Here is a 15,967-nt window from a genome sequence, read left to right on the forward strand (position 1 = left end):
TTACCAACCGCATGGTCTTTTTGGCAGACGATTGACACTGTGTCAAGTTTTATTCATTAAGTCAGAGGCTTTGCTGAGGGCTGCCGCGGCGAACCGACAAAGCATGGACGAGCCCGCCAAGTCCCAGGAATGCCCCGGCCAACGCGGCCTGGCGAGGGCTCCCCGCCACCACGAGCAGCGCAATTGCCGCAGAAGCAACGACAAGCAGCCCGGCAGATGCGCGAAGCGCGACGGAAGGCAGGACAAAGCCGGCGGTTGCGAGCCTGTGCGGATCCCGCCGGGGCAGCTGCCACAGGGCGAGACCGAGGAGCACCTGCGCAAAGAGAATACCGAGCACGGCCTGGGTCGCGAGCGCCGTGATATCCCCGCTGCTCATCACGGCGACGAGGGCCAGGAGCGTCATCGGGACAACGCCGGCGGTACGGTCCGGCAGGCTTCGCGCGTGCAACAGGAGTTTCCGGGGGAGCAGGCCGCGCTCAGCCAGGGCATGCAGGTCGCGGGAGTAGGCGAGAAGGATTCCATTGATCGAACTCGCGCCGGCCGCCACCGCGGTAAGCGCAAGCGGCAGCATCAGCGCTTCCGGGAGCACGCGACGGGCAGCCGTGACCACCGGCGCAGGATCGCCCCCCAGCGCTTCCCAGGGGACCAGCCCTACCAGCGTCAACGCAACCGCCAGGTAGGTGACGACGACCAGGACAAAGCTGATCGCCATGGCTCGCGGGATGGTCTGCGCCGGGCTTTCAATCTCACCCGCGAGTTCAATGATCACGAAGAAGCCGGCATAGGAAAAATAGGCGGGGACGATGGCGGCAAAAACCGGACCGGCTCCGCGTGGCAAGAACGGGCTGAGAAGGTCACCGTCCACGGCCGGGAGCCCCGCACCCACGAACAGGAACAGCGCAGCGAGGAATGCGACCACCAGTACCAGCTGCAGGCCGGCGCCCGCCCGCGCGCCACACAGATTGACCGCGCCGGACACCAGCACGGCGCCGACCGCCACACCGCGCACCTCGACCGTGAGAACGTTGCCGAGGTAGTTCGCGAGCCCGAGCGCCAGCAGCCCGACGCCGATGGCGCTGGCCCCCACGATCATCCAGACGAGCAGGAAACCCCAGCGCACGCCCAGCAGCTGCGACACAGCAACGAAACTGGCGGCGTCGGTCTGGTAGGCACAGCCGAGCTGCGCGCCGACCACACCGGCCAGCAGACCAAGCAGGGAAGCCGCCGCGTAGCTCACCACCACCCCGGGACCGGTACTGCCGGCCAGGGAACCGGGCAGGACGAACACCGATACGCCGATGACAAAGCCGACGATAATCGCCGTGGCACCGACGACCCCCACGGTGCGTGCAACTTCGCTTTGACCGGATTCAGCCACGGGCCGGCGTCGGCATGCTAGACGGCCTGCTGGCAGATCGCGGCGACGAGGGCATCCGCTTCCAGGTCCAGCGTCTCCTCGAGTGACAGCGTCGAGGACTCGCGCAGCGCGCGTTTCCAGCGGGCGACAGCGCTGGCGGGCAGCTCGAGCAGTTGCTCCGCAATGCCGAGGGCAGCCTCGAGTACCTGCTCATCGGGGACGACCCGGTTGGCCAGGCCCAGGCCCTGCAGCGTGTCCGCGTCGTACTTCTCGCCGAGCAGGAACATCTCCCGAGCGCGCGCCAGCCCCACGATACGCGGCAGCAGGGAGAGTACGCCACCCGTGGGGAAGAGACCGAGACCGAGCTCCGGGAAGAACGCCCGCGCTTCCTGGCCCCAGACCGTCAGGTCGCAGTTGAGCGCCCATTCGAAGCCAGCGCCGACAGCCCAGCCGTGGATGGCACCGACCACCGGCTTGTCGCCCAGCAGAAGCTTGCGGGAGATGGCCTGCAGGGCCTCGGCATGGGCCTGCACGTCTGCCCGGGCAATGCCGCCGGCAGCCTGAGCGTCGCTCGCCTCCAGGTCATTCCCTGCACAGAATGCCCTGCCCTCCCCCCGCAGCAGGATGACCCGGTCGTCGGGGCACTCCAGCGCCGCCGCAAGCGCGTCATTCAAAGCGGAAATCAACGCGGCGTCGATCGCGTTGAGCTTGTCGGGACGGTTCAGTGACAGGATGCAGATGCCGTCGCGATGTTCGCGCGTGACTGGCTGGTTCAAGCGTGTACTCCTCTGTTCAACCGGGGCTGTCCAGCTGCTCGGCGGCAAGCCGCTGGAGCCGGGCCTTGTCGATTTTTCCAACGGGCAGCAGCGGCAGCTCACTGACGATGCGGTAGTGCTTGGGTACCTTGTAGTTCGCCAGCTGATCGCGGCAGGCGTCGCGCAGCAGCGACTCGCTCAGCCGGGTGCCCGCCTCCGGCACGACCCAGGCATAGCCCACCTCCTGGTAGAGCGGGTCGGGGACACCGACCACCGCCGCCGCGGCGACACCCGGTATCGCTTCCAGTGCGGCTTCGAGTTCCCGGGGGTAGACGTTGTAGCCACCGGATTTGAACATCTCTGAGCGGCGGCCTTTCAGGCGCAGGCGGCCATCGACGTCGAGCGTTCCGATGTCGCCACTTCGAAACCAGCCATCGTGCGTCCAGGCATCCCGCGTCGCCTGCTCGCGTTCCCAGTAGCCGATGAAGAAGAAGTCAGCACGGAACTGAAGCTCCCCGGCTGCTCCCGGCGCGCAGGGATGGCCCTGCTCATCGACGACGCGGCAGGCGACAGAGGGGTCGGCTCTGCCGACGCTGTCAAAGAGCGCTGCGGGATCCTCGCGACTGTCGCCGAACGCAATGTTGGCGGACGTCTCCGTCAGGCCATAGAGCGTCATCAGCCGGGGCGCGAGCTCGTTCAGCCGCCCGAGGTACTCCCGGGGCATGGCGGCGCCGCCCCAGGCAATCAGCTCGAGTGACGACAGGTCCAGGGTGGGCAGCAGGGGATCTTCGAGCAGCAGTTGCAGCATGGTCGGCACGCCGCCGAGCATGGTACAGCCCTCCTCGGCCGTCGCCTCGAGGAGCGCCCGCGGGTCGAAGCGCTCCTGGAATACGATCTTGCCGCCGCTGACCAGGGTGGTCGCACAGGTGTCGGCCAGGCAGGCGACGTGATTGATCGGGAAGCTGACGACCATGGACTGGACCGATACGTCGAGCTGGGCCACCTGCATGCCCGCACCGGTTACCAGACCGTGGTGGCTCAGCAGCGCACCCTTGGGTTTGCCGCTGCTGCCGGAAGTGTACACGAGCGCTGCCGGGCGTTCCGGCGAGCGCGCTGCCCGGGCCCGGTCCCGCAGGCGTGGTGCGGCGGTCGCCGTCGCGCCCGTGTGTCCCGCCGTGAACTCGTCGATCGCTACAAGCTCGTAGCCGTCCGGCGGCGCGCCCTCGAGGCGCTCGAGTTCGCGCAGGTAATCCCTGTCCTCAAACGCCGCGATAGCGAGAACCAGCTTTGGACGGCTGTCGGCGAGCAAATAGGCCAGCTCCGCAGGTCGGTAACGGGGATTCAACCCCATCCAGATTGCGCCGACGCGCATGACAGCCAGGGCACTGCACCAGAACTCAAGGCTCGGGCAGGCCAGCACGGCGACCCGGTCGCCCGCCTCGATGCCCCTGCCCACCAGCGCAGCAGCACACTGATCGACCCGCTCTTCCAGCTGAGCGTAGCTCAGCCGTCTACCGCTGCAGACGACCGCCGTGTCAGCGGGCCTCTCTGCCGCGTGATGACTCAACCAGTCATCGAGGTAGGCAATCGCAGTCATGACCAGCCGCCGCCCAAACCCGCTTTCGATCCAAGGAACATAAACTATAGTTTTATTTTTGACATGTCGTCAAATTATGCCATAGTTGTCAACATCCACGGCCCAGGGGCGACAACCGGAGAAGGAAGGATGGCGAGAGAAAAGCAGCCAGCGAAGAGCAAGAGCCGCCGCGGCGGCGATCCGACTTTCACGGAGCGGGCGCGCCGGACACAGATCATCGACGCCGCGGCTGCCCTCTTCAGTAGCCAGGGTTTCGCCAACACGTCCATGGACGATATAGCCAAAGCGGTCGGCGTCAGCCGCGGCGTCCTGTTCTACTACTTTGACGGCAAGGCCGAGATCGGTGAGCACACGCTGAGGCTGGCGGTGCGGGCCTACAGTGACTACGTACGCGACAGGGTACGGCGTCGCCGTACGGCGCGGGGAAAGCTTCACGAGTTCGCCGAGGCGTGCCTCGACTACCAGGCCGAACATCCGGACCTGTACATCGCCTTTGTGGAACTGCTCGGGTGCCTGGGTGAAGACGAGGAAAAGTACCGCCTGACCCGCTCCCTCAACCAGCGTACGCGAAATCAGCTCATCGAGATCATCCAGGCCGGCGTCGACCGTGGCGAACTGGCCGCGGTCGATGCGGGGGCACTGGCGGACATCATCCAGGCCTTCATTGACGGCATGATGGAGATGATGGCCATGGAGCCGGGGGCCGTAGCGGTGCCCGCCACAAAACGCCTGTGGCGGCAGATGCTGGACAGCGTGCTGTAAACGTTCCTATCGATGTACTGACCCGGGAGATGACCCCATGCTCATGCCCTTCCGATCGATTGCTCTCTACCTGTTCACTGCGCTTCTCCTGACGGCCCGGGCTGAGGACGTCACGCGGGCGAGGGATCTCGGCGTGCCTTTCGAGGGCGTGCCGGGGCCAGTGAACGCCATCACCGATGTGGCAGGCGTGATGGTCGGTCACAGCACCCTCATCCACGGCAGTGGAGAGGTCGTCATCGGCGAAGGCCCCGTGCGCACCGGCGTCACGGCAATCCTGCCGCGGGGGAGAGATTTTTCGCAGCTGGTCGCTGCGGGCCGGGCCGTGATCAACGGCACCGGGGAAATGACCGGTAGCTGGCTCATCGACGAGACCGGCTACTTCGGCGGCCCCATCATGCTTACGGGCACGACCAGCGTCGGCATGGTGCACCACGCCACGACACGCTGGATCCGCGACCAGCTGCCACCGTCGCAGTGGTTCTCGGGCCTGATCCCCGTTGTCGCCGAAACCCTGGATATCCATCTCAATGACGTGTGGGGCTTCCACGTTAAGCCGGAGCATGTCTTCGAGGCCCTCGACAGCGCCAGCGCCGGCCGCGTCGCGGAAGGCAACGTCGGCGGCGGCACCGGGATGATCGCCTACGCCTTCAAGGGCGGCATCGGCACGGCGTCGCGAAGGATCGCGGTGGGCGATGACACGTACACGGTCGGTGTGCTGCTGCAGGCGAACCACGGCAAGCGGGAGAACCTCAAGATCGCGGGCGTCCCGGTGGGCCGCGAGATTCCCGACATGATGCCGAGCCGTGATTCCGCCGAGGCAGAGAAAAACTCCCTGGTGATCATCCTGGCCACTGACGCACCGCTGACGCCGACGCAGCTTCGCCGGCTGGCCCGCCGGGCCGCGCTCGGCGTCGGCCGCGGTGGCAGTATCGGTGGCTACATGTCCGGCGAACTCGCGCTAGCCTTCTCCACGGGCAATACCATCTCCATCGGCCAGCAGCAGCAGACCCTCACATCGCCCACAGCGTGGCACGGTGAGGCGCTGAACGGCCTGTTCAAGGCGGCGATTCAGGCAACAGAGGAAGCGCTGGCCAACGCCCTGGTGGCGGCGGAGACCATGACCGGGGCCAATAATCTCACCGTGCATGCACTGCCTGAGGAACGCCTGCAGTCGGTGCTGCGCCGCTACAATCGCCTTGACGAAGCGGCTTCCGCCCCTTCTTCGCCGTAGCGCCCAAAAGATCCCGCCAGCTTACTCGTCTCGACAGACACGACAGAAAGGGTACCCACATGCACAGGTTGTTCTCCTTCGTTGCGCTACTCTCCCTCCTGCTCACGCTGCCCTCGCCGTCGGGTGCGGCTCCGCTGACGGCGGCGCAGACCGAGGCCCTCGAGGCAATTCTCACCCAGGCCCAGGAAGGATCGCGCATGCCATCGCTGGTCGCGGTGGTAGATAAAGGTGGCGAAACGCTCTATGCAGGCGCTCTCGGTCATGCGGAGCTTTCCCACAAGGTCCCGACCACGGTCGGCACGGCCTATGCCATCGGCTCGATCACCAAGACCTTCACCGGGCTCGCCGTTGCGCAACTGGTGGACGCGGGCCGCATCGAGCTCGACGCCACGGTGGCTGACTACCTGCCTGACTACGCAGGCCCGGGACGGGTCGCGACGGTGGCACAGTTGCTGACCCACAGCTCCGGCATCCCCAGCTACAACACCGAGATTCCGGGCGTCCGCGAGGCCCTGAGCCGCAATGCCTGGACGCGCGATGAGCTGGTCGCCCTGTTCGAGGAGCTGCCGCTCAACTTCGAGCCCGGGGAGCGTTTCAGCTACAGCAATTCCGGCTACTACCTGCTCGGCCTGATCATCGAGACGGTCACCGGCACGGATTACTACAGCTACCTGCAGGCGCAGGTCTTCGAACCGCTGGGCATGGACCGCAGCTTCGGCGGGGACCTCACCGAGGTGATCCCGGACATGGCCCGTGGCTACGAGCTGGGTGACGGCGCGTACAGCCACGCGCCGCAATGGCACCAGCTCGTGCCGTTTTCGGCGGGCTCGCTGGTGTCGACCGCCGCCGACGTGATTGCCTACCGCCGCGGCGTCTTCCACTCTCCGGCCATCCCGGATTCAGTGCGGGAACAGCTGCTGAGCACGACAACGCTCGCAAACGGTGTGGAGAACACCTACAGCCTGGGCGGCTTGGTACTGTCCGAATTCCACGGCCATCGCAAGATCTCCCACGCCGGCGATATCTGGGGTTATTCATCGAACCATGCGTACTATCCGGAGGAAGACCTCACCATCGTGCTGCTCGCCAACCGGCAGGGCGGCAACCCGACGCTGTCCTCCATCGAGGCGAAGCTGGCGCGCGTTATCCTGGGTATTCCGCCGCTCGAGGTACGCCAGCTGACTCTGCCCGAGGCAGAGCTGCGTCGCTACGCCGGTGACTTCGAGGTTCACCCGTTCCTGATCGGCTTCGAGCGGCTTGGCTTCATCGCCGGCGACGACGGCCAGCTGCTGCTGCGCTTCGGCGGCACCGCGGCGGCCGGCCCCGCTATTCCGTTGCTCGCCCAGGGCGACGGCGTTTTCCGGGCGCCCTTCGACGACGAGTGGGTCTTCCGGTTCAGCGACGAGACGCCCCGCGCATTGCGCCTGACGTCACAGTACCGGGACGGCACGATCACCGCACAGCGCATCGACCCGGCACAATGAAGGAACGCGGGCAGGCCGCCCTCCGACGGCAGCGGTGCCACAGGCCGTGGGCCGTGATGCCGCTCGTGGTTCTGCTCTCCTCTCCTTCCCTCGGGGCGGCGCCCGCAAACGGTGCGCGCTTCTCGGTCGTGGAGAAGAGCTTTGCCGAGCTGCAGGAGTCCATGGCGGAGGGGAGGACCACTGCCCGCGCCATCACCACGCAGTACCTCCAGCGTATTGCCCGCTACAACGACGACCTTAAGGCGGCACTGGCGGTCAATGACCGGGCATTGGAGTACGCGGACCTGTTGGACCGGGAGCGGGCCGCGGGCCGGCTCCGCGGGCCACTCCACGGCATCCCCATCGCACTCAAGGATCTGATCCAGACTACCGACATGCCCACCACCGGCGGCGCACAGGCCCTTCGCGGCTACCTGCCCCCCTACGACGCGACCCTCACCCGCAAGCTCAGGGACGCCGGCGCGGTCATCATTGCCAAGACCACCCTGACCGAGCTGGCGAACTGGATGGGCACGGATTTTCCCAACGGCTACAACGCGATCGCCGGCCACAGCTACAACCCCTACGATCCGCGGCTCCATCCGACCATCGCCGACGGCCGGGGTCGGCTGGACACCGGTGGCTCGAGCTCGGCGATCGGCACGGCCGCCAACCTCTGGGCGGCGAACGTCGGCACGGAAACCTCCGGCTCCATCATGTCGCCGGCCAGCACCAGTTGGCTGGTCGGCATCAAACCGACCGTCGGGCGCATCAGCCGCTACGGCGTGATACCGCTCACTGCCGACCAGGACACGCCGGGGCCGATGGCCCGGAGCCTCGCCGATGCGGCGGTGCTGCTCGCTGCCATGGAAGGACCTGACCCCGCGGACCCAGCCACCGGTGCCTGTCGGCCCCTGGCCGGGAACGGCGCCTGGACCGGTGATGCAATCGAAGACCTGTCCGGCCTGCGCATCGGTATTCCGCAGGCCTTCTATGTCGAACCCGTCACGCCACCCGGACAGCAGGCGCCGGTCGGCGGTCTGTCCGCCGCAGGCGCCGAGCGCCTGCGCGAGGCGGGTGCGGCGCTCGAGGCGCTCGGCGCGACGGTCATCGAACCGGCCGACATACCGAGCATCACGGCGCCGCGGGCAGTCGACAACTTTCTAAGCTTCGGCATCTGCGCCTATCCGTCACAGGTACGCGGTGCGGACGGCGATTGCTCGCTGGTCGCAAAATACGGGATGAAGCGCGACTTCAACCGATGGCTGGCCACCCAGCAAGGCGCCGCACCGTTCGCCTCGCTGGACGGGCTGATCGCAATGAACCGCACCCTCGCCCCTTTCGGAGCGACTCGCTACGGCCAGGCGCGGCTTGAACTCTCCGCCACCGTGGACCTCGCGCGGGACCGGGAGCGTTACCTGCGCGACCGGGCGCGGGATCTTCGCCTTGCCCGCGCGGAGGGCATCGACGCCGCGCTCGAGATCCACGCGCTGGACGCGCTGCTGTTCCCCGCAGCTGCCGGCGCCCGATTGATCAACAAGGCCGGCTACCCGGCCGTCACGGTTCCCTTCGGCAGCGTGTCACTTTCCCCGGATGGCGCTGACGGCGATGACCCTGCGAGCGCCGTCGCGACCCGGCCCTGGGCGGTAACGTTCGCCGGCGGCGCCTGCGAGGAGCCGAAGCTCCTGCGCATCGCCGCCGCGTTCGAGCGGGTAACCCGCGCCCGGCAGCCCCCGCCGGCCTTCCCGTGACGCGGGCGCGGGCGGGGCTAGCCCGCAGGCGCGGCTGTGAGGCGCCGGGCGACCTGCTCCGCTGTGCGCAGGGCGCGCAGGATGTTGCCGTTGGCCAGCGTGGCAAGCTGTTCCTCCGTCCAGCCGCGCCGGATCAGCTCCGCGAACAGCTTCGGGTAATCGTCCGCCTCCGAGAGCTCCGGCACCATCCAGTCGGGTTCACCGAACAGGTCCGCGCCGATACCGACGTGACCCCGGCCGGCCACGGCGGCAATGTGCTCGATGTGGTCGGCGACATCGGCCACCGTGGCATCGGGCACCGGATGTTCCGCCGTGTACGCGTCGAGCGCCTCGTCATAGCCTGGCTCTCCCCATTCGACATCGCCGCGGAAGGCCTTGAAGCCGGCCTCCCACTCCGCGAAGCCCGGCGTGTTGAAGCTGTTGACGAAAGAAACCATGACCACACCGCCATTGAGACGGAGCCGCTCGAGCACCGCGTCGGGCACATTGCGACGGTGCGGTGTCAGTGCGTAGGCGTTGGAGTGGGAAAAGATCACCGGTGCCTCGCTCAGGTCCAGTGCGTCGTTCATCACCGCCGGCGAGACATGGGACAGGTCGATCAACATGCCGAGACGATTCATTTCACGGATGACGTCGCGGCCGAAATCCGTGAGCCCGCCGTGCTCGTCCTGGCCCGCAGCGTCAGCCCAGTCCACGCTCTGCGAGTGCGTCAGTGTCATGTAGCGCACGCCGAGGTCGTAGTAGGCGCGAAGGGCACCCAGGGAATTCTCGATCGCATGGCCGCCCTCGATGCCGTAGAGCGATGCGATCCTGCCCTCGGCCATGGCGGCTTCCACCTCGTCGGCAGTACCGGTAAACGCGAATACTTCCGGGTACCTTGCTACCAACGCACGGGCAACGGCGAGCTGCTCGAGCTGGGTCTTGGCAAAACCCTCAGCTCTCATGGCCTCGGTGCCGGGAATGAATACGGACCAGAACTGGCCGCCCACGCCACCGGCGCGCAGCCGGGGGATATCTGTGTCACCGGGAACTTCACCATGGAAGTCCCAGTCCGCCACTTCCGCCCCGTATTCCCGGATCACCCACGGCAGATCGTTGTGACCGTCGATGATCGGGTGCGCCTCGAGCAGCGCCCGGGCACGCTCCAGCGCATCGTCGGCGCGCCCGGGCAGTGCCAGGAAGAACAGGAACGTGCAGGCGGTGGCACGGAAAACAGGGGACAGTTTCATGGGGAGAACTCACTATCTTGGGGGCGTGACCATGCCGCAAACGATTCGCGGCTGGTGTCTAGTCTCCGCATCGAAGCGCGCCTTGGCAAGGCAGCGCCCCATCCCTGCCGAGGCGCCCCACGCCCCCGCCCTGGTCCCTAACGGAAAAGAGGAACGCGTCATGCAAGCTCCCGGCGCCAAAATCCGCCTTGTCACCCTCCTCCTGGCTGTCGTCCTGGGCACTCCACTGGGCGCCGGTCAGACCCTCGCCGACACACAGGAATTTGACCTGGTGCTTCTCGGCGGGACCGTCGTGGACGGCACCGGGGCACCGCCACGACGGGCGGATGTCGGCTTCCGCGATGGACACATTGCGGCAATCGGAGACCTCGGCACTGCAAGCGGCGCAGAGCGGCTGGCGGTCGCGGGCAAGGTCGTGGCACCCGGGTTTATCGACGTCCACAGCCACGCGGATCGCGCGTTCGCTGACGAGCAGGCCGCAGCCATGGAGGGCTTTCTTCGCCAGGGCGTTACAACCACGGTCTTCGGAGTCGACGGTTACCAGGGGCTCGAGGATCTGAAAGAAACGGCTGCACGTGCGGCGGCGGGGCAATCCGGGCTGAACTTCCTGTCCTACATCGGCCACAACGCGGTAAGGGCCTCGGTGATGGGCAACGCGCAGCGCGCGCCCACGGAGGCGGAGCTTGACCAGATGAAGGCACAGGTCCGTGAAGCCATGGAATTCGGCGCCGTCGGGCTTTCATCCGGGCTCATGTACCTGCCGGGTCGCTACGCCGACCAGGCTGAACTGATCGCCCTGGCCAGGGTCGTCGCCCCCTACGGCGGTCGCTATGATTCGCATGTCCGCGACCCCGCCAACAACCTGATCGCCTCTCACCGGGAGTGCCTCGAAACCGGAGCCGCTGCCGGCGTTCACGCACACCCGGCACACATGAAAGCCGTGGGTGGGAAAAACTTCGGCAGCGCTGAGGCGCTTGTCGAGCTGGTCAACGACTTCCGCAGAGCAGGGCATGAGGTGACCGTCGACGTCTACCCCTACGACGGCGCCGCCACTGCACCTGTCGTCAACCTCCTGTACCCCGGAACGGACCCCGCCGGCGAGGCTTTGATGCAGCGCCTCGATCCGCTGCTCTCAGGCAAGAGCATCCCGGCGGAGAGCATTGCGCAGCTGTTGACGGACCTCCGCAGCTACTGGCGCGAAAGCGCTGACAACCCGCAGGCGCTCGCCACTGCCCGTGCCAGGACCGAGGATCCACCGGCAGGTGTCTTCAGCTGGATTGCTACGGTCGGGTACGCATCGTTGCGTATCGTGGTCAGCGCCGAAGGATCCTACGAGGGCCGCCTCGTCACGGAACTGGCAGCCGAGCAGGGGATCGGGCCCTTCGAACTGCTGCGCCGTATCGTCGTCGCCGAAGGCACTGATGCCATGGTCACGCTGGGCGCGATCCTCGAGGAGGATGTCCGCCGGGTGCTCAGTCAGCCCTGGGCTATGGTCGCCTCCGACGGCGAGGAGCTGGCTCCCTCCCATCCGCGCGGGCGTGGTACCTTTGCGCGTCTTCTGGGCCGCTACGTGCGTGAGTGGCAGGTGCTGTCCCTCGAGGAGGCCGTCTACAAGGTGACCGGGCTGCCTGCCAGCTACCTTCGCCTCGAGAACCGGGGCGTCCTCCGCGAAGGCGCCGTCGCGGACGTCGTCGTTTTCGACCCCGGGGAGATCATTGACCGCGCCACCTGGGCGCAGCCCCAGCGCTACGCGACGGGCGTCAGCCACGTCTTCATCAGGGGCCGGCCGGCGATCGCCGACGGTGTCCTGCAACCGCAGCGCCTGGGACGTTACCTTCCCTTCAAAGGCGACAGCATGACCGGGGCAGGGACCATCCCGTCACCGTGAACTGGCGCGCCTACCTGCTGCCCGGGCTCGTGTTTCAGTCCGTGATCATCGGTGGCGGCTACGCCACCGGGCGGGAGTTGGTCGAGTTCTTCCTGCCGGCGGGTCCACTCGGCGGGATCCTCGGCCTGCTCGTCGCCGGATTGGTCTTCGCCGTGGTGATGGGCACCGCCTACGAGTTCGCGCGAATCACCGGCGCTCACGACTACCGCACCTTTACCCGCGCCCTGCTCGGCCGTGCCTGGCCGGTCTACGAACTGGCCTACCTGGTCCTGGTCATCCTGATCCTCGCCGTCATCGGCTCCGCAGCCGGTGAACTGGCGAACAGCGCCCTGGGCTGGCCAGCCTGGGCCGGTACCGTCGGCATGATGCTGCTGGTGGGCGTGCTGACCTTCCTGGGGTCGTCGGCGATCGGCGGTGTGCTCGCGGGGTGGTCCGTGCTGCTCTACGCGGTCTACCTTCTCCTGTTCGGCCTGACCTTCCTCGACCACGGACCGGCCATCGAGGCCGCGCTGCGCCAGCCCCCGGAGACGCGGGACTGGGCGCTCGCCGGCGTGCGCTATGCGGCCTACAACGCGAGTATTCCGGCGGTCCTGTTCTGCATGACCCTGCTCACCAACCGGCGCGAGGCCGTCGGCGCCGGTGTGATGACCGGGGTGATTGCCATCATTCCGGCACTTCTCTTCTATCTCGCCATGCTGGCACACTACCCGCACATCGCGGCGGAGCCTGTGCCCGCGCTGTACCTGATGAGCGAACTGAATATTCCCTGGCTCGAGGCGCTGTTCCAGCTTGTCGTTTTCGGCACTTTCGTCGAGACCGGGGCCGGGGTGCTGCACGCGATCAACGAGCGGCTCGACGTCACCGCGAGGGAGCGAGGCGCAGGCCTGCCCCGCCGGGCCCGTGCCGCCGTTGCCCTGGGACTGTTCGTGCTGTCCGTTTACGGCGCAACAAGCTTTGGTATCGTGGCGCTCATCGCCCGGGGCTACGGTCTGCTGAGCTGGACTTTCATCGTCGTCCTGATTCTGCCGCTCATGACCGTGGGGCTATGGCGCATCGTGCGCGGAACTGCTTGAGGAGCTGACATGCCCACGCTGACCCTGAGAACACCGTTCCTGATCTTCGTCGGCGACGAGAGCCGGGTCACCTATGCCAAGACCGGCCGCGGCATCGTCGACTGGCGCCGGGACCACTGCGCCGGCCAGCTGCGGCTGAGCGCCGGGGCCTGCGACCTGGGCCTGCCCGACATGACCGTGGCCGAGGCGGCGGGCGCCGGCGTCGGCTCCCTCGTCATCGGCACCGCGCTGGTCGGCGGCAGCATTCCGCCAGCCTGGATCGCCACCCTCACCGAGGCCGCGCGCGCCGGGCTCGATATCGTCGCCGGCCTGCATACCCGCCTCGCCGGCATCCCCGAGCTGGCCGCAGCCGCCGCCGAAGGTGGCGCGAAGCTGGTCGATGTTCGCACGGCGCCTGCTGACCTGCCCGTCGGCAGCGGCAGGAAGCGCACCGGCATGCGGCTGCTCACGGTTGGCACGGACTGCGCGCTGGGCAAAAAGTACACCGCATTGCAGCTCGAGCGCGATATGCGCGCTGCAGGATTGTCGGCGGACTTCCGCGCGTCCGGCCAGACGGGGATCATGATCGCGGGCGAGGGCGTGCCCATCGACTGCGTCGTCGCCGATTTCATCTCCGGTGCAGCGGAAGTCCTCTCCCCCGAGAATGCACCGAACCACTGGGACGTCATCGAGGGCCAGGGCGGCATTTTCCATCCCGGCTACGCGGCCGTGACCCACGGCCTGCTCATCGGCTCGCAGCCCGACGCGTTCGTCGTCTGCCATGCAGCCGGGCGCACGGAGATCGAGGGCTGGCCACACGTGCCGCTGCCCAGCATCGGTGACGTCATCGAGCGCACCGTGCAGATCGGCAGACTCACCAACCCCGCCATCCGCTGTGTCGGCATCAGCGTGAACACCTCGACGCTGCCGGAAGGCGAGCGCCGCGAGTACCTCGCCCGTCTCGGCAAGCGCTATGGCCTGCCGGCCGTCGATCCGCTGCTGACGGGCACCGCGGCCATCATCGACAATCTCTGATCCAGCCGGAGCCCTCATGAAACTCACGGTCGACATCGTTTCCTTTCCGCTGGAAAAGCCGTTCGTGATCACCGGCCATGTCTTCGAGACCACGGACACGGTCCGGGTCACCCTCAGCCGCGATGGCGTCGCCGGCCGCGGCGAGGCAGTCGGCGTCTACTACCTCGACGAGACGGCCGAGAGCATGGCCGCCCAGCTGGAGGCCGTGGCCGGCGAGCTGCGCGAGCCCGATGCAGCGGCCATCCAGGCGCTGCTGCCCCCGGGCGGTGCCCGCAACGCGCTGGACTGCGCCTGGTGGGACTACCGGGCCAAGGCCGCGGGCCGGTCTGTCTGGTCCTTGCTGGATCTCTCGCCGAAGGAGCTGACGACGGTCTACACGCTGGGCATCGCCGAGCCCGATGTCACGGCCGAGCGCGCCGCGGCGGCCCATCGCTTCGCGCACCTGAAGCTCAAGCTAGACAGCGACCGACCCATCGAGCGGATCGAGGCGGTGCGCGCGGCGCGGCGGGATGCGGCGCTGGTCATCGACGTGAACCAGGGCTGGACCTTCGACGAGCTGCGCGAGTACCTGCCGCACTGCGAGCGCCTCGGCATCGCCATGATCGAGCAGCCGCTGCCCCGGGGCGGCGACGAGGCCCTCGAGGGCTTCCGCTCGCCGGTGCCCCTGGGCGCGGATGAATCCTGCCTGCACCTCGGCGAGTTCGACACCGCCGCCCGGCGCTACGACGTACTCAACATCAAGCTCGACAAGTGCGGCGGGCTGACCGAGGGGCTGGCACTGGTTGCAGCAGCGCAGCGCGCGGGGATGGCGCTGATGGTCGGCAACATGACCGGCACGTCGCTGTCCATGGCGCCGAGTTACGTGGTCGGCCAGCACTGCCGTTTCGTTGACATCGACGGCCCGCTGCTCCTCGCCGGGGACATCGAGCATGGGCTCGCTTACCGCGACGGCGGAAAGGTGGGCCTGCCGACGCCTGCGCTCTGGGGCTGAACGGTCAGCGCGAGTTCCCGTCGCGTTCGAGCGGCGGCACCCAGCCCGGCTCGAGCGCCGTGCGCGGATGGTAGGCCGTGACCTGGCCCATGAACGGCGGATGAATCGAATAGCCCAGGAGGGACTGCACCCCTGGTGACATCGCCCGCACCCGCGCCGGCGGGATCGCGAGGAAGAAGTTCTCCTGCGGCCGCGCCCAGGGCTGGCAGTACTGGTTCGAGAAGGCGCGGCGGGTGCGCGTGCTGCCGTTTTCGCCGCCGCGGTGCAGCAGCGTGCCGGCAAAGACGAGGCAGCTGCCGGCGGACATGATTACCGGCCGGGCCTGCGCCGCGAGGCGGTCGGCGAGCGCCGGATCTTCCTCGGCATCGCCCTGGCGGTAGTAACCCGCGACCTCGGTATCGCTCCAGCGGTGACTGCCGGGAATCACCTCCGTGCCGCCGTTCTCCGCATCGAAGTCCTCCACCGCCACGATGGTCGACAGGCTGACCATGGGGCGCGGCCGGGGGATGGGGTAGAAGGAATCATCGGTGTGCCAGGGCTGCGGCGTTTCACCGGGGCCGATGACGATGGCCTGGCTGGCCGTGAGCAGGTAGTTGGGCGCGAGCACCGCATCGCAGAGCGCGAGGATCCGCGGGTCCTCGACGATGTCCTCGAACACGCGGTCCCGGGCCACCAGCGTGTAAATGCGTTCCGTGCACGTGCCCTCGAAGTTGTTGCGCCCCCGGTGACCGCCGAGCCACGCGTCGTAGAGCGCATTCACCCGGGCCAGCCGCTCGCGGTCGAGGAACCCCTCGATAACGGTATACCCCTGGCTGTCGAGTTCCGACAGCCGCTTGACGCTATCCGTAGCCACAGC

The 15,967-nt window shown here is 67.5% G+C and carries 13 protein-coding genes; 8 read left to right on the forward strand and 5 right to left on the reverse strand.

Annotated features, from left to right (window positions below; genetic code table 11):
• Window positions 1–61 precede the first annotated feature (61 nt).
• Genes RKE50_RS00650 through RKE50_RS00660 form a run of 3 tightly spaced genes read right to left on the reverse strand, consistent with a single transcriptional unit; the run spans window position 62 to window position 3,709 of the window.
• Window positions 62–1,378, reverse strand: coding sequence for an APC family permease (locus RKE50_RS00650; RefSeq protein WP_350033542.1), 1,317 nt, complete (start codon window positions 1,376–1,378; stop codon window positions 62–64).
• 17 nt (window positions 1,379–1,395) lie between these two features.
• Window positions 1,396–2,133, reverse strand: a complete 738-nt coding sequence (locus RKE50_RS00655) for an enoyl-CoA hydratase/isomerase family protein (RefSeq protein WP_350033544.1) — start codon at window positions 2,131–2,133, stop codon at window positions 1,396–1,398.
• Between the two features lie 16 nt (window positions 2,134–2,149).
• Window positions 2,150–3,709, reverse strand: coding sequence for a class I adenylate-forming enzyme family protein (locus RKE50_RS00660; RefSeq protein ID WP_350033546.1), 1,560 nt, complete (start codon window positions 3,707–3,709; stop codon window positions 2,150–2,152).
• Between the two features lie 129 nt (window positions 3,710–3,838).
• Here RKE50_RS00660 and RKE50_RS00665 point away from each other — a divergent pair, with 129 nt between their 5' ends.
• From RKE50_RS00665 to RKE50_RS00680, 4 genes are read left to right on the forward strand one after another with little or no spacing between them, the layout of a single operon-like run.
• Window positions 3,839–4,471, forward strand: coding sequence for a TetR/AcrR family transcriptional regulator (locus RKE50_RS00665; RefSeq protein ID WP_350033548.1), 633 nt, complete (start codon window positions 3,839–3,841; stop codon window positions 4,469–4,471).
• Between the two features lie 37 nt (window positions 4,472–4,508).
• The gene (locus RKE50_RS00670; protein ID WP_350033549.1) at window positions 4,509–5,702 is read left to right on the forward strand and encodes a DmpA family aminopeptidase; all 1,194 of its coding nucleotides are present in this window, start codon (window positions 4,509–4,511) and stop codon (window positions 5,700–5,702) included.
• Window positions 5,703–5,761: 59 nt separating this feature from the next.
• Complete coding sequence (locus RKE50_RS00675; RefSeq protein ID WP_350033551.1) at window positions 5,762–7,186, forward strand: serine hydrolase domain-containing protein; 1,425 nt, start codon at window positions 5,762–5,764, stop codon at window positions 7,184–7,186.
• Window positions 7,187–7,242: 56 nt separating this feature from the next.
• Window positions 7,243–8,916, forward strand: coding sequence for an amidase family protein (locus RKE50_RS00680; protein ID WP_350033610.1), 1,674 nt, complete (start codon window positions 7,243–7,245; stop codon window positions 8,914–8,916).
• 17 nt (window positions 8,917–8,933) lie between these two features.
• Here the strand turns inward: RKE50_RS00680 and RKE50_RS00685 are convergent, their stop codons facing one another.
• Window positions 8,934–10,145, reverse strand: coding sequence for a dipeptidase (locus RKE50_RS00685; RefSeq protein WP_350033552.1), 1,212 nt, complete (start codon window positions 10,143–10,145; stop codon window positions 8,934–8,936).
• 160 nt (window positions 10,146–10,305) lie between these two features.
• On the opposite strand from RKE50_RS00685, the gene RKE50_RS00690 reads away from it, so the two are divergent.
• The 4 genes from RKE50_RS00690 to RKE50_RS00705 are packed head-to-tail and all read left to right on the forward strand — an operon-like array spanning window position 10,306 to window position 15,111.
• Window positions 10,306–12,033: an N-acyl-D-amino-acid deacylase family protein gene (locus RKE50_RS00690; protein WP_350033554.1), complete on the forward strand. Its 1,728-nt coding sequence runs from the start codon at window positions 10,306–10,308 to the stop codon at window positions 12,031–12,033.
• On the forward strand, window positions 12,030–13,106 hold the full coding sequence (locus RKE50_RS00695; protein ID WP_350033556.1) for a YkvI family membrane protein: 1,077 nt from the start codon (window positions 12,030–12,032) through the stop codon (window positions 13,104–13,106). The genes RKE50_RS00690 and RKE50_RS00695 overlap by 4 nt, the downstream gene beginning before the upstream one ends.
• A 9-nt stretch (window positions 13,107–13,115) precedes the next feature.
• Entirely contained in the window at window positions 13,116–14,120 is a 1,005-nt protein-coding gene (locus RKE50_RS00700) for an N-acetyltransferase DgcN family protein (RefSeq protein ID WP_350033557.1), read from the forward strand.
• A gap of 16 nt (window positions 14,121–14,136) precedes the next feature.
• The gene (locus tag RKE50_RS00705; RefSeq protein ID WP_350033559.1) at window positions 14,137–15,111 is read left to right on the forward strand and encodes a dipeptide epimerase; all 975 of its coding nucleotides are present in this window, start codon (window positions 14,137–14,139) and stop codon (window positions 15,109–15,111) included.
• A 4-nt stretch (window positions 15,112–15,115) separates the two neighbouring features.
• Here the strand turns inward: RKE50_RS00705 and RKE50_RS00710 are convergent, their stop codons facing one another.
• Window positions 15,116–15,964, reverse strand: coding sequence for a phytanoyl-CoA dioxygenase family protein (locus RKE50_RS00710; RefSeq protein WP_350033561.1), 849 nt, complete (start codon window positions 15,962–15,964; stop codon window positions 15,116–15,118).
• Between the last annotated feature and the right edge of the window lie 3 nt (window positions 15,965–15,967).

Origin of the sequence: Pseudohaliea sp. (genome assembly GCF_040217025.1) — a bacterium.
Taxonomy (GTDB): Bacteria; Pseudomonadota; Gammaproteobacteria; order Pseudomonadales; family Halieaceae; genus Pseudohaliea.

Bases quoted from the DNA above. Each gene is read 5' to 3' on its own strand.
- RKE50_RS00705 (WP_350033559.1), top strand. From the start codon at position 14,137: ATGAAACTCACGGTCGACATCGTTTCCTTTCCGCTGGAAAAGCCGTTC.
- RKE50_RS00690 (WP_350033554.1), top strand. From the start codon at position 10,306: ATGCAAGCTCCCGGCGCCAAAATCCGCCTTGTCACCCTCCTCCTGGCT.
- RKE50_RS00660 (WP_350033546.1), bottom strand. From the start codon at position 3,709: ATGACTGCGATTGCCTACCTCGATGACTGGTTGAGTCATCACGCGGCA.
- RKE50_RS00675 (WP_350033551.1), top strand. From the start codon at position 5,762: ATGCACAGGTTGTTCTCCTTCGTTGCGCTACTCTCCCTCCTGCTCACG.
- RKE50_RS00685 (WP_350033552.1), bottom strand. From the start codon at position 10,145: ATGAAACTGTCCCCTGTTTTCCGTGCCACCGCCTGCACGTTCCTGTTC.
- RKE50_RS00680 (WP_350033610.1), top strand. From the start codon at position 7,243: ATGCCGCTCGTGGTTCTGCTCTCCTCTCCTTCCCTCGGGGCGGCGCCC.
- RKE50_RS00700 (WP_350033557.1), top strand. From the start codon at position 13,116: ATGCCCACGCTGACCCTGAGAACACCGTTCCTGATCTTCGTCGGCGAC.
- RKE50_RS00665 (WP_350033548.1), top strand. From the start codon at position 3,839: ATGGCGAGAGAAAAGCAGCCAGCGAAGAGCAAGAGCCGCCGCGGCGGC.
- RKE50_RS00670 (WP_350033549.1), top strand. From the start codon at position 4,509: ATGCTCATGCCCTTCCGATCGATTGCTCTCTACCTGTTCACTGCGCTT.